This window comes from Rhodospirillaceae bacterium, assembly GCA_018660465.1.
Taxonomy (GTDB): Bacteria; Pseudomonadota; Alphaproteobacteria; order Rhodospirillales; family JABJKH01; genus JABJKH01.
The window spans coordinates 37,975-56,973 of record JABJKH010000074.1 but is presented as its reverse complement, the minus strand read 5'-3'; the positions used below and the strand labels follow the sequence as shown (position 1 = coordinate 56,973).

Genomic DNA, 18,999 nt, shown 5'->3' with positions numbered 1-18,999 from the left:
GTTATCTTCACTGGTTGCTAGCGTTAGTCGCAATCAAAAAGGGAGATTTAAAAGCGAGTTTTGATCAGGAACTAGATTTTATAAACAAACGAAACGATCAGCTCTGGAAAAGCTTAGGCCTCAAGAAATTAGCAGCTAAAGGCTATATGCCTGCTCAATTTGAATTGTTTCGGCGGTATAATCTAGAAACTCCATCGCTCCAAAATACAGTACGGTCTATCTTTTGGCTCACAGTTTATAAAGCTAGCGGTGGCAAAGAGAACCCTTGGGAGAAATTTGATTCTCACTTTGATCAAGCAGGTGCCGATAAATTACGGTCGTTATTTAAAGGGAGGTTTTAAAAATTTAGCCACAGTTTAGTCGCTCACGTTTTTGAGTGTTCGCCCGGAGTTCCCATTTAAGCTCAGTTTCTTTCTTAAGGTATGATTCGTATTCTGGAACCAGTTGATTTTTAAGTGCTTCGAGTTCATTAAGTTTTGCATCTATTTTATCCCGTTCCTGCAATTTACTCGCCAAGTTCCAGGCTGTTCTAAACAATGTGAGCATCGCCGAAGGTAAATTGGGCTTGGGAATTTTTCTTGGAATTGATTTCAAAAGAGTCTCGGCTAGATTTTCATCATATTTTCGGTATTCACTTACTAGGTCCCTGCGGAGTCCTTCTAGCTTAGAATATCTCCGGTTCACTTCTGGGGATACCTTATTAATTTTTTGATTAATTGTGTATCCATCGACTTCAAGTGAACGGCATTCATCTGCGTGATCTCCCTTATTTGATTCTTGAGGCTTTCTGTCATCGGCATTAGCTTCATTTCCTTTCTCACGACCACCATCACCATTTTCTTCATCTTCGTTGGCGGCTATTTGAATTTGAAACAATCCCTCATTCGGTTTCCACCTGAGGGCAGCACCATCGGGCAAAGTAAGCGCCTTGCCATTTACCGTCAGCGCATACGTTGGGTGCATGGTTTTGGATTCTGTTCGGGTTTGGTCGTCGGTTTTTAGGAAGGTGGTTTCAGGGTCGAAGCCTTGGGCTTTTAGGTCGGTTTCGAAGCGCTGTTTTATGACCTCGGCGGAGAGCGATGGGTATTCGAGTTCTGGCGCGTGTTTGGTGAGACGACCTGATCCATCGGCGCTGGTTTCTGCCCACGAGCGTCTGAGTTCCAGGAGTCCGAGTTCCTTGGCGATTTGATGGTCGCCTGTGTGCATGAAGTAGGTTTTATACGCCTTGATGTAGTCTTCGCGGAGTTCAGGCATGACCTTGCGCGGTTTTGGCAGGTTGGGGATGGTCGGGCGTTCTGGTGCGGGGACAGGAATTGGGTTTGGCATTGGCTCTGGCGAGGGATCAGGGGCCGGGTCTGGGTCAGGGTCAGGCGCTGGCGCTGGCAAAGGACCGGACAGGGACGGCGGGGTGTCGAGTTTCACATTTTCACCCGTATTAGCCGTTCCCTGCCCGGCCAGATCCCCTTCCAAGCCCGGAGCCGTGTCTCGGACGGGGATATCTTGTGCGACGTTGGCGGGATTTAAGGGATCGTTGTCAGAAAACTTGGCCATGGGAGGCTCCTGGTTTGTGGTGTTTTTTAGCGTTAATTATTCAAAGCGATGAGAATGTATGAATATTTCGTACAAAAGTCAAACGATTTTTTCGTACACTTCACATAAGCCTAGCCCAGCACCCTTTATCTAGAACATTTCTAAACTGTGATATTTCACAGCTTGACTTTTGGTGGGGAAAAGAAGAAGTTCGTGCTAACGATTTCAAGGGACGAAATCCACACAATTAAGGTTGGATTTTACCCTTAAATTTTCTGGCAATTATTCTCGTAAAGAATAGGATAAAGACCTTGAGACCATTTGAATTTGTTTCGGCATCCAATGCGGAAGAAGCGGTTAAAGCCTTGGCTGCGGCGGCCCCCAATGGCAAGCCTGTTGCGGGCGGCACCGACCTGTTGGTTGAAATCAAGCATGAGGCGTCGGCGGCAGAGACCTTAGTCGATGTCTCCCAACTGGAAGAACTGCGTGGGATTGAACTAACAGACGAGGGCCTCCGCATCGGTGCATCGGTCACCCATACGGAAATCATGGACTCTGACCTGGTAGCGGAGCACGCCCCTGCTCTGCAAGATGCGGCGCATACGATTGGTGCTGTACAGACCCGGACTTTGGGGACGTTGGCTGGGAATCTCGTGACTTGCGTACCGTCCATGGACAGTGGCCCAACGCTGATGGCGTTGGAAGCGACGGTGAACATCTTGGGGGCCAAGGGTGCGCGGACGTCGAGCCTGGAAGATCTCTTCGTATTTGTACGCAAAACATCATTGGAAGCAGACGAGATCATCACCGACATCGTGGTGCCGAAAAAGAACCTGAAAAAACCGACGGTGTTTCATAAATTTGGACTGCGCAAGGGCCAAGCCCTGGCTCTTGTAAATGCGGCTGGGTCTCTCCATGTGAAAGACGGCAAGATGACGGATGTGCGGATTTCGTTGGGTGCAGTCGCGCCTGTTGTCATCAGGTGTCTTAAGGCGGAAGCCCACCTGGAAGGCAAGAGCGCGGATGATGCCCAAGCCATCAACGAGGCGGCAGAAATCGCGCTTTCGGAAACCGCCCCCATCGACGATTTTCGCGCCTCCAAGGCGTACCGGAATGAACTGATCAAAGTCTTGACCAAGCGCTGCGTGGAACAATCCATCGCCCTTGGCCAAAAATAGACGAGTTAGTAGGAGCAAATATCCATGGAAATTAAAGTCACCGTAAACGGCGAAGAAAAGACCGCTAGCGTGCCGCCGGAAACGACGCTCCTCAGTGCGCTTCGCGAACAGTGGGGCATGACCGGATCGAAGTCCGGTTGTGAAGTTGGCGACTGTGGTGCGTGCACCGTCTTACTGGATGGCAAGCCGGTCAATTCGTGCTTGGTTCTTGCCGGTCAGGCGAATGGTAGAGAGGTCCTTTCCATCGAAGGGCTCGGCACACCAAACAACCTGGACCCGATTCAAAAGATTTTTGAAACCCATGCTTCCTTGCAGTGTGGCTTCTGTGGCCCGGGGGTCATCATGTCGGCCAAGGCACTACTGAACAAAAACCCCGATCCGACGCGCCTGGAAGTTCGCGATGCATTGGCAGGCAATCTCTGCCGTTGCACAGGGTACGTCAAAATGATCGACGCGGTTATGGAACTCGCTGCAAATAATAAGTCCGAAGCGGCTTAAGGGTAAGGAAACACATCATGGTCATTACAGTCAAAGACGGCGCCGCTACTGATACAAACACGCCGGAACTTCTTAAACGCGCAGACGCTGAAATCAAACTCCCCGCAGCGCCTAAGAAGGGTAGCGATCTTCAAACGATCATTGCCGATGCCAATCAACAGACCCCAGCCGTCGGCCAGCGGGTCGTGCGGGTTGATGCCCGCGCCCATGGCTTGGGCCGGACCGAATACATCGACGACATGACCTGGCCCAATCAATTGTTCGCCAAGGTCAAGCGCGCCGAAATCGCCCATGCCCGGATCAAAAGCGTAGACGTCAGCGAAGCGGCTAAAATGCCCGGCGTTAAGGCGACCTTGGTCGGCTCGGAAATCCCGGTCAATTCCTTCGGCCCTTCGCTTCAGGACCAACCTCTGATCAACGCCGACAAGGTGCACCACGTTGGTGACCCGGTTGCAGCTGTCGCGGCAGAGACCGAACAGCAGTGCATCGATGCGCTGAAAAAGATCAAGGTCGAGTATGAGCCTTTGACCCCGATTTTTAATCCCATCGACGCCATGAAAGAGGGCGCACCGCAGGTGCACGACGGCAAGAGCAACATCTATGCCTCCAAACAAATCAAAAAGGGCGACGCCGAGAAAGCCTTCGCCGAATGTGATCATATTTTTGAAGACTCATTCACCACCCAAATGATCGAACACGTACCGATGGAGCCGCATGCTTCTGCTGCAACTTGGGACGTCAACGGCCGCTTATTGGTGTGGTCGTCATTGGGTCGGATCACGTTAGGCCGGGCGGACCTCAGCCGAATTCTGCAAGTCCCCTACAACAAAATCCGCGTCACCGCGACCATCGTCGGCGGCAACTTCGGCGGCAAGAACGAACTGACGGTTGAGCCGATCTTGGCCTTGTTGGCGAAGAAGACAGACCGCCCTGTGCGGCACGTCTATACCCGCGAAGATGAATTTCTGTCATCCACCACCCGCCATCCGTTCTATATGGATTACAAAACAGGCGTCATGAACGACGGCAAGATTGTCGCGCGTAAAATCAAAATCGTCTGCGACGGTGGTGCTTATTGTTCGTGGTCGGAAACCACCATGGGCAAGGGCTGCATCTTAGCCGCGGGTCCTTACAACATTGATAATCTGGAAGTGAACGCCTACGCGGTCTACACCAACAAGGTCATGACTGGTGCCATGCGCGGCTTCGGTGCCCCGCAGGTTTGCTTCGCCTATGAATCTCACATGGATGACATCGCTCATGCCCTCGGGTTAGACCCCTTGGAAATTCGTATGAGGAATGCCTTCCATGAAGGATCAAGCAGCCCCACGGGCCAACAATTAGCATCCGTTGCCGTTCGCGAGTCATTAAAAATGGCGTCAGAACGCGCCGGTTGGAAGGAGAACTAAGTCATGGCGATTAAAAAAGGACGCGGCATGGCCTGCATGTGGTACCCGATTGGGTTCACTGTGATTTCCAATCCCTCCGCCGCAACGGTCATGGTCTGTGAAGATGGCACCGCAACGTTGCAAACCGGTACGGTCGAAACCGGCCAGGGTTCGTTAACAGCCCTCGGTCAAATTTGCGCCGAAGCGTTGGGTATTTCCTTGGATGATGTGAACATCGTCAGTGGCGATACAGATACCACCCCTATGGACACAGGCGCCATCGCCAGCCGCACGACCTACGTCACCGGCAACGCGATCAAATTAGCAGCAGAACGTGCGCGCACGATCTTGTTTGAATGCGCCGCCCCGATGCTGGGCGTTCGTGTGGATCAGCTTGAAGCCGTGGACCGCACGGTCCGGGTGCTTGGCTTTCCTCAACGCGCCATCAACATCGGCGATCTCGCACACCAATGCCAATTTGTGAATGGGACACCTGCTATTGGTAGTGCGTCTTACAATCCGCCGACGGTGGCCATGGACCCGGAAACCGGCGAAGGCAAACCGTTCAGCACCTACGTCTACGCCACCCAAATCGCCGAAGTCGAAGTCGACGATGAAACCGGCGAAGTTCAGGTGACGAAGATCTACGCGGCCCACGATTGCGGCACGGCGATCAACCCCATGCTCGTCGAAGGCCAAATCGAAGGCGGCATTTCCATGGGCGTCGGCATGGCGCTACAGGAAGAAATGCTGTTCAAGGATGATGGCTCTCAGGTCAACCCGAACCTGACCAACTACATCATGCCGACCAGCCTCGACATGCCGGAAATCGAAGTCGACATCGTCGATAACTACGACCCGACGGGGCCATTTGGCGCTAAGGGTGTCGGCGAGCCAACCGCGGTTCCAACGTCGGGCGCCATCGGTAACGCAATCTTCGATGCTGTTGGCGTGCGGATAAAATCCCTACCCATGACCGCAGAGAAAGTGCTGATGGCGATCATGGACAAGCGGGATGGCGAACAGAAGGCGCTGCCGGCTGCGGAGTAACGAGACGCACTATAGTGAATCCATAGGATCAGAAATTTAGTGAATCATTAATTTCGTACCCCGCGTTTAATGTTTGATTACCCATGCCTATTGACACACTTTTTAATAAATATAAGAATTATAAGTACTATCTATAGGTTTTAAAAAAACAACCCCGGGGGGGGAAGGGAGATGTTCAGTCCGCTTAGGTATGTTGCATTGATTGCAGGTGCCATGACTTTATCGGCCTGCGCTGAAAAGTATTCAATTTGGACTTTTGAGCATTTGGATGTTGACCGTGCGTTTGATCGCGCAATTAAATTATATGATGATATTGGCAAAGGGAATTCTGGCAATTGCGTCGTAGACGGGCACGCATTCCGCGGATTACGGGAGAGTTCGGCATCTTCAAAAAATCTAAAATTATTGATTGTTCATGGTATCGGATACCATCCTCAAGATTACTCTAAGAGACTGGTTCTAAACCTCATCCACGAACTAGGAATGAAAGATAAAGGTGAAGACACCTACAAGCTTAATCTCAAACTCAAGAACGAAAAATCAGAAAATGGAAATGACCTGCCAAATCAGTTTCGACACGGAGCACCCTTTTTAACGATAAAGAATTATCGCAAAGCGGATAAGAATAAATCAGATCCGGGACCAAGCTCTTTAACTATTTTTGAGGTGACATGGTCGCCAATAATTGAAGAGGAGCGGAAAGCTTTACTCTATGATAATGAGGTGAAATTTGGGCTCAAACGGGCATTTATTAATGATAAGATTAAAAGATTTCTGAACGACCGTGCTATCGATCCCCTAATCTACGCACGCAAAGATAATGTAGGGTCTCTGGGTTCAAAAATATTGGATTCGGTAGAACAATCCCTTTGCTGGATGACTCGGGGTGATTGGAGCGACTACCGCTTAACCAAGAAAGATTCTGATCGTTGTGAGTGGGATGGAAAAACTTTAGCACCAGAAAAAAGAACGGCAGCAGATCAGGTCAAGACGGATGAGTATGCAATTGTAACATTTAGCCTCGGCAGCCAGATTGTCATCGATGCACTGACAGAAATGGCTCCGCGATTATCTAAAGAAGATAAATCAAAAAAACCTGATTTAGTGAAATTCTATAATGAATTAAAAAGGAAATCTGTCGCAATTTACATGCTCGCAAATCAACTGCCTGTGCTTCGCATTGGTTACATTTCTAAGTATAAACCAATAACCCGGTCTCGTGGTACCTACTGCAATCCAAACAATACAGATAAATGGCTCAATGAGCTTAACATCGTCGCATTTAGCGATCCCAACGATCTGCTAAGCTATCCAATCCCAGAAAATTATTCCGGCCAACACATTGACTCACGGTTCTGTTCTAAGTTGACCAATGTTGTTCTAAACGTCGCCGAAGAAACTAAATATGCCGCTTATTTAAATTGGGCAAACCCCATCGATGCGCATTCAAATTATGATGCTGACGCCAGGGTAATTCGTCTGATTGTTGATGGGGCCAAGGTGGCAAAATCGAACAAGCGTTTAGTTTTGACCCGGGATATTGGGCTAATAAGTGACGAAAAGAAAAAGGAAGATTTTAAGAAATCGGGATCGGTCTGCACCACTGATGGCTTCATCAAAAACCAGAATTATCGGTAATTTTACTAATATTACTATTTTTACTTTACAAATTACCTAAATTCTGCTATTCTTCCCTGGATGAATAACCAAATAAGGAAAAAGCCATGACTGAAACATGTGCCATTGCAATCGATTTTGAAGTTCACAAGACCATTGAGAATGCCCGGCGAGGGTTTTCTGAGACGCCGAATGAGGCGTTGCGGCGGTTGTTGGGAATTGACACCACCAGAAGTGCAAAGCCGAAGCCACCGACGGGGAAGCCCTGGCGCGGCAAGGGTGTTGCGCTGGCGTCAGGCACCCTGCTCCGCATGGACTACAATGGGGTCGAATATACCGGCGAAATTTCGAATGCCGCGTGGCAGGTCGAGGGTCGCACGTTCCATAGCCCGTCTGCCGCAGCTGGTGGCATTGCGAAGACCAAGTCGGCAAAATCTGTTGCCCTGAACGGCTGGAACTACTGGATGGTGAAACGGCCGGGTGATAGTGACTGGCGGGCGCTGAAAGACCTCAAAGCCTAAGGTCAGCCCGCCCTCTCCTCTGCTTTCGCTTGTCATTTCCAAGTGCGCTTGTCATGATCAGGCAACTAATAAGTGTTTGGCAGGGGTGTCATGGGGATAGTGGAAAACACACGGGTGTTGGCATGGGGGCGCGTGATGGGGCTCATCGCCGTGTCCCTTTGCCTTATTGGCTTTTTCACTGAACCCGCAAGTGCCGCAAAACAGGCGCGCATTGCCTTGGTCATTGGCAACAGTGCCTATGAAAGTAATCCTCTCGCCAATCCGGTCAATGATGCGCGTTTGATCTCTCAAACCCTGCAAGAATTGGGCTTCGAAGTGATCGAGCACCTGGATGTAACCCGCAAAAAAATGCGCCGCGCCATCGTAAAGTTCGAAGAGAAATTGCGCGCTGGCGGGCCAACGGCAGTTGGCTTGTTTTACTATGCCGGGCACGGGCTTCAAGTTAAGGGTAAGAATTTTTTAGTCCCAATCGATGCTGAAATTCAACGTGACTACGAAGTCGATGACGAAGCCGTGGACGCCAATAACATTCTTGAGGCTATGGAGTTCGCCGGCAACAAACTCAATTTTGTGATCCTGGACGCGTGTCGAAATAATCCTTATTCCCGCAGCTTCCGCTCGGCCTCGCGTGGTCTTGCCCGGATGAGTGCGCCCAGCGGAACCTTGGTCGCCTACTCTACCGCCCCCGGCGATGTTGCCGCCGACGGTACCGGGACGAACAGTCCCTATAGCCAAGCCCTGGCGCGGGCCATGCGCATTCCCGGCGCACCCGTTGAACAAGTTTTCAAACAAGTTCGGATTGCTGTCAGAACAAACACCAAGGACGAGCAAACGCCGTGGGAATCATCATCTCTGACCGGAGATTTTTCGTTCCTTCCGAGCGGCAAAAGCGCACCCAAACTTGCGGCCCTACCACCGGCCCGCCCGCTGCCAGCCGCCCGTCCCGCCGCACCTGCACGCGTACCGGCACCCGCACAAGCACCAGTAGCCGATCCAGCCATCGAACTTGAATTCTGGCGGTCAATTAAGGACAGCGATGATGCCGGTGATTACAAAGACTATATGAAGGAATATCCCAAAGGAAAATTCGTTAGAATTGCAAAGCGGAGAATTAAAAAACTAAAAAAATTAAAGGTCGCATCGGTTCGTCCCGTTCCACGCACGACAACGCCGCCGAAGGCCAAGCCCGCCCCTGTTCAACGGCAGGTTCGTTTACCCTTGGCACCACGCCCGAAAGGGGCAAAAATCTTTTTCGTCACGCCTGTGAAACATGACAACAAGTCCGTCCCCTGGGCGACCGATAAAATTCATCAGGCACTCAAAATTGTTCCTAGCAGCCACGTCGTTCGTAATGGCGCGGTCGCACCTACGGATACTTTGGTCAACGCGTCGATCATGAAGCTAGATTACATCAACATCCAAAATCCCAATTATGCCAGTTCCATGGCGGGGGCGGCGTTGATGCAAGGGTTGTTCGGCAATATCGGGCAAGCCATGGCCTCCAGAGTTCGGCAATTCGAAGTCGTTGTCGATGTTGAAGTCATGGTCGTTGCCAACGATCAAACCACCGGCAAGACAATCACAGAAACCGGCCACGGCTACTTAAAAGTCAGTGACTACAGAAACCGCAACACAGCAACTCGACGCGCAGTTGATACCGCCTTCGCCGACGGGGCTAAACGTCTGGCGACACGGCTCTTGGGCAATGCTCCCAAAGCTTGGGTGCAACCAAAGGTGTTTAAGGAAGATAAAGACGAAGACTTCCCCAGCGATGAAGATGACGACAACCTAAACTCTCAATATTAACAAACAAGAACATAGGCAACAAAAAGCCCCCGGCAGGTTTCCCCGCCGAGGGCTTTTTTAAAGACTTAAGCTTAAGCTTGCTTAGGCCGCGATTGCGTCGCTGGCGATGGAGCGGAACTCCTCGTCAGTCAGCAAGCGGCTGGTATCGCTGCCTTTAGCTTTCACAGCCATCAGAATGGCCTGAGCCTGTTCGTCGGTGGCTTGGATTTGGAAACGCTCCAACCAAATTTTGATGGAGTCGATGCCAGAACCCTTACCCATGACAACGTCAGCCGAAGGTTGGCCAACGAATTCAGGACGGAACGGGAACAGTTCGGTCTGGTGCTCGGTGCCACAGTTGCGGAACCAGTTAGCGATGATGCCGGATTCAACTTGGAACACGCTATCGCCAACAACAGAGCGGTTGGAAGGCACGTCGACGTTGGCGATTTCCTGAACCATTTTGGCCAAAGGATAAAGCTTGTCGTAGTTCAGACCACAATCGATGTCATACATGGTCAGCAATGCCATGACGGTATCTTCCGTCGGGGCGTTACCGGCGCGTTCGCCAAGCCCCAGAACGGTGGAGTGCACGACTTCTGCGCCTTCCGCCAAGGCCAAGATGGTGTTCGCAACACCCATGCCGAAGTCCTGATGGAAGTGTGTTTCCAAACGGGTATCGGGGAATTTAGCTTTCACGGCGCGAACGAAGAACTGAACCGCATGCGGCGACAGAACACCGAATGTGTCGACCAACGCCAACGCATCCATGTGGCCTTCGGTGGCAACCCGGTTGATCAGGTTCAATACCCAGTCAATTTCCGAACGCGAGAAATCGATCGGGAAGAAGACAACTTCCAGGCCCTTTTCGTGGGCGTAGGCGGTGGCTTCGATGGAAAGGTCGATGGCTTTCTCGAGCGGCCATTTGTAGGCATTCTCGATCAAGTGGGTGGAAGCCGGAACTTCCATAATCAAACCCTTAACGCCGCAATCGACAGAAGCGTCGATGTCGCCCTTCATGCAGCGGCAGAAGGAATAGATTTCAGGGCCGAGATTACGGCTGTTGATCTCATGGATCGCCTTGAAGTCGGCTGGTGATACAGCAGGCAGACCCGCTTCGATACGGTGAATGCCGGCTTCGGCCAGGCCTTCAGCGATCCGGATCTTGTCATCAAAGCTGAATGCGACGCCGGTTTGTTGTTCGCCATCACGCAGTGTGACGTCGTGGATCTTAACTTCTTTGGCAAACTGGAATTCCTTGGTGACTTCGTCTTCGAAGTTCCAGGAACTGGTGAACCAGTTATCTGATTTCCATGGCTCGGACATGTGTAACGCTCCTTTAGAGACAATCTGAAAAATTCGCAATTGCTGCAAAATCGACGTAAAAAACAGGAAAAAACGGTTGCCCCGGCTACGATTACAATCGGGTGCAGCGTGGCGCGCAATATAGGCGTTCAAACAAGGGCTGGCAAACCCAAAAATGCTTGAATTTAGACAATTTTCGTGCCGTCAGGAACGATTTCTAATTCGTTGGTTCCGAGCCCCATTAACTGATCATAAAGGCAGTATTCATTAATGTCTGATATGGTCAATTTAACAGGCGATATTCATGCCCAATTTCGAAACAAAATCCGGCAATACCCTTCACGGTCCCATGACGTGGATCGCTTCCGACGTGTTTATTGGCAGGTCGTTGGAAGCCTATGGCCAGTATTCAGCGCATGAGACGGTTCTGTTCCAAGCCTTTATCGCCCCAGGATCAACTGTTCTAGATGTTGGTGCCAACATCGGTGTCTTTACCGTTGCGTTGGCCCGGCTAGTGACACCGACGGGGCGTGTTTTAGCGTTTGAGCCGCAGATACCGGTATTTGAGCTTTTATCTTCAAATGTTGAGACAAATTGCTTGACCAATGTGAGCCTGTACCAAGCAGGGGTCGGTCGTGAAGCGGGCACCCTGAACGTGCCGACACTTGATTATGCAGCGGATGGGAACTTTGGCGGCGTTGAACTGTCTCAGGACACAAGTCAGGGCACATCTGTTGATATCATCACCATTGATTCGCTTAATCTGGACGCCTGCCGATTAATAAAAATCGACGTCGAAGGGATGGAAGCACAGGTCATCGCAGGTGCTGGCGAAACCATCCAAAGATTGCGGCCCATCATATATGTTGAAAATGACCGCAAACAGAATGCAGCCGAGTTGATTCTGGCTCTTTTGGGCTTGGACTACCGGCTCTATTTGCATTTGGCCCCGTTTTACGAGCCAAATAACTTTTATAAGAACACCAACAATTATTTCGGCGAAAGTGTTTCGGCCAACATGCTATGCCTACCCCAGGAAGTGGAACAAAATATCGAGGGGCTGCCGGAACTCAAAGCACCTGAGGATTTGGTCTCTATCTTGCCGTAAATTTTTATTTTGCACACAAACATATGTGCATACATAGTTTAAGAACAAAGATAGTATTGTAACCATGCAGATGCGTTATAACACGATCTGGGGCCTCACTTTTGCTGTGGCGTTCATGCTCGCCGCACTTCTTCCGGCGCGTGCGGCCCCGACAGTCAAGCCGGTCACGGTCGCCATGTCGCTGACACCGCTTTCCGCGCCGTTTATTATTGCCCATGAGAAGGGTTATTTCAGAAAGAACGGCCTGGACGTTAAGGTTAAAGATTTCATTGGCGGGCACCGTACCATCAAGGCTTTATTTGAGGGAAAGGCAGACATCGCCACATCATCGGAAGCGGTGGTGATGTTCAACAGCTTCAAACGGTCGGATTTCACCATGGTCTGCACCTTCGTCAGTTCTGACAATGATGTTAAAATCGTAACACGAAAAAACACCAACATTCGTCGTGTTAAGGACTTGGCCGGACGCCGGATTGGAACCGTTTTAGGATCATCAGCGCAGTTCTTCCTTGATGAGACATTGGCTTTAAACGGCGTAGATCGCACGACAATAAAGGTGAGTCACCTGAACCCGGAGAGTGCTCCGGCGGCGCTAAAGCAGGGCGACGTGGATGCGATCGTTGTGTGGGAACCTATCTCGCATCTTGCCCTGACTGGGTTGGGAAAGGATGGTTTCGAGGTTCCCCACGACCGCGCTTATATCGAAACTTTTAATGCCATCGTGATGCGGGATTACGCTAAAAAGAATCCGGATGTTCTAAAACGCATGATTCGATCTTTGATCAAAGCCACGGAATATATCAAGGCACACAGGCAAGAAACCCAGCGCATCGTTGCTTCGCGTCTCGGGAAAGATTTAGCCCTGATCGCGGCGATATGGAAAGATTTCAGCTTCGAGATCAGCCTCCATCAATGGTTGCTTTCGACTCTTGATGCACAGGCACGGTGGGCATCCCAATTAAATCTTGTCCCCGACACAATTCAGCCGAACTATCTGGACTTCCTTTTTATCCCGCCGTTAAAACAAGTAAGCCCTAGTTCAGTAACGGTTTTTTGATAACCTATGCTATTAATTTATACGTCGATGGAACAATACAACTAATACCAAATGCGCATCAGAATCATCATCTTTATGGGGGCGATCATTTCAGCGTTGGCTGTTGGGGGCGTTTCGATTGGTCTTCTGGGGGTATCGCGCAATTATCAAGACGCCCTTGCACGAGACCAGTTTGCACAGGAAATTAGCACGGCAGTATTTCAGTTTTCATCGCTCACCACGGAATATCTTCTCCATCACCACAACACCGCACGTGTCGAGCAACAACTGCTGAACAAGCACCGATCACTTAAAAAGTTGTTGGCTCAGTCAAGCTTCGCCGACACGGCAGATCACGCCAGGGTCGCAAAACTCAAAAAATTTCAGGACAAGGCCTACGCCCTGTTTGTTCGGGCGGTGAAAAGCAACAATTCCGAGCTTATAAATGGTGATCACAGTTTAAGACTGCATGTCCAAGAAACGCGCTTGCTTTCCCAGGTTCAAACGCTGGCTCAAGCCATGGCGTCGCAGGCGACGATCTTATCTGTGCGCAGCCGTCAGGACCTAGGCACAGCAACCACAAACGCTGAGTGGCTGATCGGTTCCTTGATGGCTTTTCTGGCGGCTTTGGGGGGAATTTTCTTAGCCGTGATTATCTGGCGCATCATTGTACCAATCCAAAAACTTCAGGGCGGCATTTCCCGGTTTGGTGCCGGGGAAACAGGGTTTCGATTTTCTTGGAAACGGGACGACGAAATTGGAAACGTCGGTTTGGCCTTCGACAAGATGGCCGATAGCCTCAATGAAAGCGAAAGGAGAACCCAGCGGGAACACACTTGGCTGATGGATGCCATTAACAGTATCAAGGAAGGGTTCGCGCTCTATGACGCCGAAGACAAGCTGGTGGCCTACAACGACAGCTACCTGACCGCGATCGACGACATCCGTGAAATTATAAAACCAGGTACCACTTTTGAAGAGTATCTCCGGGTGCGTAACGAGCGGAACAAGCAAAAATTCGGCCAAATAATGGACGAAGAGAATATTCAAAAACGCCTGGAACAGCATCGCAACCCGACGGCCCCCTTGGAACGGTCTCTTCCTAACGGACGGACCATTCAAATCTACGAATATAAGACTCAAGAAGGCGGCACCGCCCTTCTCCGCGTTGATGTCACGAAGGCGAAAGCGATCGAGCAAGAGTTACGAGAAAGCCAACAACAGCTTTCCATCGCGATTGAAAGCATGAATGAGGCGTTTGCCTATTTTGATGCAGATGAAAAATTGGTTGTATTCAATAAAAAATTTCGCAGCACGCGACCCGGGCATGAGGAAATAATTAAACCTGGAATTTTATTTGAAGAATTTATTCGAATTCCCGCTACTCGGGCACAACCCCTCGACAATCAAGCTCGTGACGAGGCTTGGGTGCAGAATCGTCTTGAACAGTTCCGTGAATCGGACGCCCAATTATATAGAACATTGAATGACGGTCGAACGATCCAAATCAACCAAATTAAAACAAACGATGGTGGTACGGTTCTCTTTCAAACCGATATTAGCAATTTAGTCGAGGCCCGGGTGCAGGCAGAATCCTCCAACCGTGCAAAATCCACCTTCTTGGCAGCCGCCAGCCACGACGTTCGCCAACCTCTTCAAGCGCTGGAATTATTTCTTTCCGTGTTGGGAGAAAAATTATCTGCGACCTCGGTCAGCAAAGATAAATCGATCCAAACGCTTATCGACCGTATAAATGATTCCGTTTCCGCGCTGGATGGATTGTTTGCCTCACTGCTGGATATTTCCAAGTTGGAATCGCAAACCTTGCGGCCGGAAATGACAGAATTCGACGTCGGTGCTCTAATAGTACAATTGGCCGGCCAGTATGAAACACAGGCACAGGCTAAAGGACTTAAATTCAAGATCGATCCCGGGCAGTTTAAAGTGCGATGTGACGAGGCGCTTTTATCCCAAATTTTAAGCAATTTTCTAAGCAATTCGATCCGCTATACGGAAAGCGGAGAAATTTCGTTTTCTGCCCATCAAACCGGCGATCAAGTCCGCATCGAAGTTACAGATTCTGGCATCGGCATTGCCAACGACAAAATCAATAAAATCTACGACGAATTTTACCAGATCGGAAATGAACAACGCGACCGGACCAAAGGCTTAGGCCTGGGGCTTTCAATTGCAAAAAAGACTGCGGACTTGCTTGGGCTGCCCTTGACTGTTGAGTCAACGGAAGGTCAAGGGTCAACTTTCGCGGTGAATATTCTCATTATTGAAAGTCAAATAGACGATACCCAACTGCTCACAAGTGCGGCGACCAACCTACCTGACGACGTGAAGACCAAAACAATTGTTTTTATCGAAGATGATCCTATCGTTTTTGAAAGTTTAAAACTCCGCCTGGAAACATGGGATTACAATACAATCGCGGCTCCGTCATTGGAGGAAGTCCAGAACCTGCTTAAAGAAGACAGTACTCAGCAGCCAGACCTCATTATTTCGGATCTACGATTAGAGGGCTCGGTAGATGGTGTGCAGGTAATCGAGAAATTGCGAGATGACCTAGAAGCGCGTGTCCCGGGAATAATTCTCACCGGCGACACATCTCCGGATCGGCTTAAGTATATTGAGAACGCTGGTCTTTCGGTCTTACATAAACCAATACAATCCGACCAATTGGCGGCAATTATACACAGCTCTCTTGGGTCAACCCATCATCCCTGCGCCGCTGCATAATTCGCAGGAACACCTAAATTAGGGCGGCTACTTAAGATAGCGGCCAATCAAAAATTCCAGTGCTGGGAGCGGCACCTGCTATTCCTGCATCTGGGGGCAAAACTGGATTTATGCGTTTAACTTCGTCAGCACTCAATGCACCGACACGCTCGACCCCAGCGACAAAGCGATCACGTTCACCCGCATTAATCAGGTCCCCGGTCAAGGCATCGAACTTTTGAAGATAATCAGACCATGCCCAGCCTTGCCCGCTGTTGGGGTGCGCATTAGCAGCAGCTTTTTCGCCACTTAGGACTGTGCCGTCTTCGAGTGTGATTTCCAAACGTCCGCCAAAGGCTTGCTCTGCCGGGTCCGTGGCGTGGTAGCGTTCGCTCCAAACCGGGTCCTCGACCGTGCGAATTGAATGCCATAGTTTGACTGTCGATGGACGTGATGCGCGTTCCCGTGTGTAGCTATCAACGTGGTGCCAGCGCAGGTCTTCCAACGCGACGGCTAGGATATACGTGATCGAATGGTCCAGGGTCTCTCGGCTGGCCTTCGGGTCCGACTTTTGCGGATCATTAGCACCCGTGCCGATGACAGTGTGGGTGTGTTCGCTGGTGTGGAGGGTGATATCTTTGATCTGAGACGTATCCAACCCCTCCCCCATTTCCAAGGCGAGGTCGATCAATGCCTGGGCTTGATACTCTGCCGAATGGGCCTTGGTGTAGGTCTCCAGAATTCCTTTTGGCGCTTCGCCTGCTTCGGGCAGCAACACCCTATATTCTGCTTCAGGTCCGCCCAGCATCCAGGCGATGACAGAATCCTCGCCTTCATAGATTGGATTGGGAGCCCCCTCACCGCGCATGGCGCGATCTATCGCTTCAACAGCAAGCTTCCCACTGTGCCCTGGCACGTAAGCCTTCCACGAAGAAATTTCGCCCTTGCGCGATTGGCGGCTTGAAAAACCTATATGAACCGCCTGATTAATCGCCTGATAGACGATCTCCGTCGGCAGGTCCAACAGCGCGCCCAGGCCTGCGGTTTGGTCCGCGATCAGGTGCGCCGAATGATCTTTTTTGTATTCATGCAAACAAATCCGCCGGACCAGCTGAACATGGACCTCATAGGCGACCGCGATGGCACGTACCAAATCGGCCCCACTGCGTCCACATTGCTGGGCAACAGCAACCAGCGGCGGAATGCTGTCGCCGGGATGCGCATAGTCAGCGGCTAAATAAGTGTCGTGAAAATCCAGCTCCCGCACCGCCGTGCCATTGGCCCACGCTGCCCATTCCGCATGCACGGTTGTCTCAGGTGCCAAGCCAAACAGCGAAGCCCCGCCCGCCCGAGGATGCGTCAACGCCATCCGAAGCGCATTGGCAACAGAGCTACGGTTCAAACTCACCAAAGCGACAGAGGCATTATCGACAAGCCGACACGAAATCATCTCTGCAACGTCATCATTGATGGGGGGCCTGGACGTCGCAAACGCCGCCAGTTTCCACGCAAACTGATCTTCTCGAGCAAGCCTGTCCGATGAGGGATGAACCTTGATAAGGTGTTCTTGCATCGACTTTTCTCCGAATTAAAAATTATTGTCGTGTATTGTTTACGGGCAATAAAAATTGCCGCCAGAATATGAATATATTACGCTAAAAATCCGATTGCACAGAAATAACTTAAATCGTATAAGTTGATGTGATTAAGATAATTTTACCGACATAGTTGATTTTTCTGCTGTTCGTGAATTAAAGGGAATACAATGCAAGATTTCAATTGGAAACCTATAGAACCACTTTCAGATAAGGAAAGGGAAATTGACCTCGCTGCGACGAATGCATTATACGAAACTTGGTGGGACGCAAGAAAACGCCTTGAAGAATCCAGCTCTGAAAACTTAACGGCGTTTATCGGCCGACTTGTCCGCCGCTTAAGCGTTGAAACCGGTATATTGGAGCGTCTATACGATCTAGATCGCGGCACAACAGAAGCTCTCATCACTCGTGGCTTTATTGAAGAATTGGTAGCCCGAACAAACACCGATATTGAGCCATCTCGACTAATAGACATCCTTCGTGATCAAGAATCCGCAATCCAACTTGTGATGGATTGTGTCGCAGGAAATCGCGATTTTACAAAAGGTTTTATGCACGATCTTCATGTCATGCTGACACAACATCAGAATACAACTACTGCAGTCGATCAGCATGGAAATCGCCGCGAAATTGCCTTGGCCAGAGGAACTTTTAAAGAGCAGCCAAATAATCCGAGAAGGCCCGAAGGAACGATACATGAGTACTGCCCCCCAATACATGTCGAATCAGAAATAGAAAATCTGCTGAATTGGCTGGATGATTATAAGGATGAAGACCCAATTGTCGTAGCGACATGGTTTCATCATCGCTTTACTCAAATTCATCCCTATCAAGATGGAAATGGACGTGTCGCACGCGCCCTCACGACACTGATTTTAATGCGGGCGAATCTTCTTCCGCTGGTCATCGATCGTGATATGCGTGCTGAATATCTTGATGCGTTGGAAAGTGCCGACCTCGGCGAATTAACTCCGTTGGCGACTTTATTTGCACGATTAGAAAGAGCGGCAATATTGGAAGCGCTGAGCGTTGATGCAGATACGGATATCGATCAAGCGCACAAATTAACAACTGCGGTAATCGCCAATCTGGCGGCTAAATTCAATCGCAAGAGAGAAGTACATGACACTAAATTACGTAAGGTAAATGCAGTTGCTAAGGAATTGAGGCAGCAATCACGCGGAGACCTTGAACAAAGCTTTAGCCAATTAAAGGACTCACTTGCTGTCATTTCCCCATCGGAGGTACATATTTCTGATGGTGGCCCTGATCATGAAACTGCCCATTGGTATCGGTTTGAGGTCACTCAAACAGCAAAGCAAGCTGGTAAATCTGCCAACTTTGATGAAGATCACTATTTCGTAAAAGCCTCATTCCGGTTTGAAAGAGAGAGACTCGTTTTCGTAACCTCCTTCCATCATGTGGGGAGCGATTTATCGGGGATCATGGAAGCGACAGCATTTGCTCGGCTAGAAACATTCGAAGATTCAGATGACCGAAAACATATAGAGCATGAATTTTTCCCATGCGCGCTTGAGCCATTTGTCTTTACCTACAATACAAAAATTGAGGAAATACAAGCGGCATACGGTAATTGGCTCGATTCAGCCATTGCCATTGCGTTAAAAGAATATGGTGACCGTCTATAATTTAGCTTCGCA

At 50.0% G+C, this 18,999-nt stretch carries 15 protein-coding genes; 12 read left to right on the top strand and 3 right to left on the bottom strand.

The genetic code is table 11. From position 1 onward, the window contains the following. Positions 1 to 341 (top strand): hypothetical protein (locus HOM51_11565; protein ID MBT5035142.1); only part of this gene is annotated, 341 nt, incomplete at its 5' end. A gap of 4 nt (positions 342 to 345) precedes the next feature. Here the strand turns inward: HOM51_11565 and HOM51_11560 are convergent. Then, positions 346 to 1,551: a hypothetical protein gene (locus HOM51_11560; protein MBT5035141.1), complete on the bottom strand. Its 1,206-nt coding sequence runs from the start codon at positions 1,549 to 1,551 to the stop codon at positions 346 to 348. Positions 1,552 to 1,841: 290 nt separating this feature from the next. Here HOM51_11560 and HOM51_11555 point away from each other — a divergent pair, with 290 nt between their 5' ends. The 7 genes from HOM51_11555 (at position 1,842) to HOM51_11525 (ending at position 9,588) form a co-directional block, all read left to right on the top strand. Next, a complete protein-coding gene (locus tag HOM51_11555; GenBank protein ID MBT5035140.1) occupies positions 1,842 to 2,708 on the top strand; it encodes a xanthine dehydrogenase family protein subunit M in 867 nt (288 codons plus the stop codon). Between the two features lie 24 nt (positions 2,709 to 2,732). Next, positions 2,733 to 3,206 (top strand): (2Fe-2S)-binding protein, encoded by a 474-nt coding sequence (locus HOM51_11550; GenBank protein MBT5035139.1) that lies wholly within the window; start codon positions 2,733 to 2,735, stop codon positions 3,204 to 3,206. Between the two features lie 17 nt (positions 3,207 to 3,223). Beyond that, the gene (locus HOM51_11545) at positions 3,224 to 4,615 is read left to right on the top strand and encodes a molybdopterin-dependent oxidoreductase (GenBank protein MBT5035138.1); all 1,392 of its coding nucleotides are present in this window, start codon (positions 3,224 to 3,226) and stop codon (positions 4,613 to 4,615) included. A 3-nt stretch (positions 4,616 to 4,618) separates the two neighbouring features. After that, the gene (locus HOM51_11540; protein ID MBT5035137.1) at positions 4,619 to 5,644 is read left to right on the top strand and encodes a molybdopterin-dependent oxidoreductase; all 1,026 of its coding nucleotides are present in this window, start codon (positions 4,619 to 4,621) and stop codon (positions 5,642 to 5,644) included. A 171-nt stretch (positions 5,645 to 5,815) separates the two neighbouring features. Next, positions 5,816 to 7,282 carry a hypothetical protein gene (locus HOM51_11535; protein MBT5035136.1) on the top strand — a complete coding sequence of 489 codons (1,467 nt, stop codon included), beginning with the start codon at positions 5,816 to 5,818 and terminating at the stop codon, positions 7,280 to 7,282. Between the two features lie 86 nt (positions 7,283 to 7,368). Beyond that, positions 7,369 to 7,782 carry a hypothetical protein gene (locus tag HOM51_11530; protein MBT5035135.1) on the top strand — a complete coding sequence of 138 codons (414 nt, stop codon included), beginning with the start codon at positions 7,369 to 7,371 and terminating at the stop codon, positions 7,780 to 7,782. Between the two features lie 90 nt (positions 7,783 to 7,872). Further along, on the top strand, positions 7,873 to 9,588 hold the full coding sequence (locus HOM51_11525; protein ID MBT5035134.1) for a caspase family protein: 1,716 nt from the start codon (positions 7,873 to 7,875) through the stop codon (positions 9,586 to 9,588). An 81-nt stretch (positions 9,589 to 9,669) separates the two neighbouring features. Here HOM51_11525 and HOM51_11520 read toward each other — a convergent pair whose 3' ends face one another. Then, complete coding sequence (locus tag HOM51_11520; protein MBT5035133.1) at positions 9,670 to 10,893, bottom strand: pyruvate carboxyltransferase; 1,224 nt, start codon at positions 10,891 to 10,893, stop codon at positions 9,670 to 9,672. Positions 10,894 to 11,176: 283 nt separating this feature from the next. Between HOM51_11520 and HOM51_11515 the strand changes: the two genes are divergently transcribed. The 3 genes from HOM51_11515 to HOM51_11505 all read left to right on the top strand — a co-directional run bounded on the left by HOM51_11515 (position 11,177) and on the right by HOM51_11505 (position 15,761). Continuing rightward, entirely contained in the window at positions 11,177 to 11,980 is an 804-nt protein-coding gene (locus tag HOM51_11515) for an FkbM family methyltransferase (protein ID MBT5035132.1), read from the top strand. A gap of 64 nt (positions 11,981 to 12,044) precedes the next feature. After that, the gene (locus HOM51_11510) at positions 12,045 to 13,037 is read left to right on the top strand and encodes an ABC transporter substrate-binding protein (protein ID MBT5035131.1); all 993 of its coding nucleotides are present in this window, start codon (positions 12,045 to 12,047) and stop codon (positions 13,035 to 13,037) included. 51 nt (positions 13,038 to 13,088) lie between these two features. Next, positions 13,089 to 15,761 (top strand): response regulator, encoded by a 2,673-nt coding sequence (locus HOM51_11505; GenBank protein MBT5035130.1) that lies wholly within the window; start codon positions 13,089 to 13,091, stop codon positions 15,759 to 15,761. Between the two features lie 31 nt (positions 15,762 to 15,792). Here HOM51_11505 and HOM51_11500 read toward each other — a convergent pair whose 3' ends face one another. Continuing rightward, entirely contained in the window at positions 15,793 to 17,313 is a 1,521-nt protein-coding gene (locus HOM51_11500; GenBank protein MBT5035129.1) for an MmgE/PrpD family protein, read from the bottom strand. Between the two features lie 192 nt (positions 17,314 to 17,505). On the opposite strand from HOM51_11500, the gene HOM51_11495 reads away from it, so the two are divergent. Then, positions 17,506 to 18,987 (top strand): Fic family protein, encoded by a 1,482-nt coding sequence (locus tag HOM51_11495; GenBank protein ID MBT5035128.1) that lies wholly within the window; start codon positions 17,506 to 17,508, stop codon positions 18,985 to 18,987. Positions 18,988 to 18,999: the final 12 nt, after the last annotated feature.

Coding starts and splice junctions, on each gene's coding strand:
- HOM51_11540 (MBT5035137.1), top strand. CDS start 4,619: ATGGCGATTAAAAAAGGACGCGGCATGGCCTGCATGTGGTACCCGATT.
- HOM51_11550 (MBT5035139.1), top strand. CDS start 2,733: ATGGAAATTAAAGTCACCGTAAACGGCGAAGAAAAGACCGCTAGCGTG.
- HOM51_11495 (MBT5035128.1), top strand. CDS start 17,506: ATGCAAGATTTCAATTGGAAACCTATAGAACCACTTTCAGATAAGGAA.
- HOM51_11535 (MBT5035136.1), top strand. CDS start 5,816: ATGTTCAGTCCGCTTAGGTATGTTGCATTGATTGCAGGTGCCATGACT.
- HOM51_11560 (MBT5035141.1), bottom strand. CDS start 1,551: ATGGCCAAGTTTTCTGACAACGATCCCTTAAATCCCGCCAACGTCGCA.
- HOM51_11505 (MBT5035130.1), top strand. CDS start 13,089: ATGCGCATCAGAATCATCATCTTTATGGGGGCGATCATTTCAGCGTTG.
- HOM51_11545 (MBT5035138.1), top strand. CDS start 3,224: ATGGTCATTACAGTCAAAGACGGCGCCGCTACTGATACAAACACGCCG.
- HOM51_11525 (MBT5035134.1), top strand. CDS start 7,873: ATGGGGATAGTGGAAAACACACGGGTGTTGGCATGGGGGCGCGTGATG.
- HOM51_11530 (MBT5035135.1), top strand. CDS start 7,369: ATGACTGAAACATGTGCCATTGCAATCGATTTTGAAGTTCACAAGACC.
- HOM51_11500 (MBT5035129.1), bottom strand. CDS start 17,313: ATGCAAGAACACCTTATCAAGGTTCATCCCTCATCGGACAGGCTTGCT.
- HOM51_11515 (MBT5035132.1), top strand. CDS start 11,177: ATGCCCAATTTCGAAACAAAATCCGGCAATACCCTTCACGGTCCCATG.
- HOM51_11520 (MBT5035133.1), bottom strand. CDS start 10,893: ATGTCCGAGCCATGGAAATCAGATAACTGGTTCACCAGTTCCTGGAAC.
- HOM51_11510 (MBT5035131.1), top strand. CDS start 12,045: ATGCAGATGCGTTATAACACGATCTGGGGCCTCACTTTTGCTGTGGCG.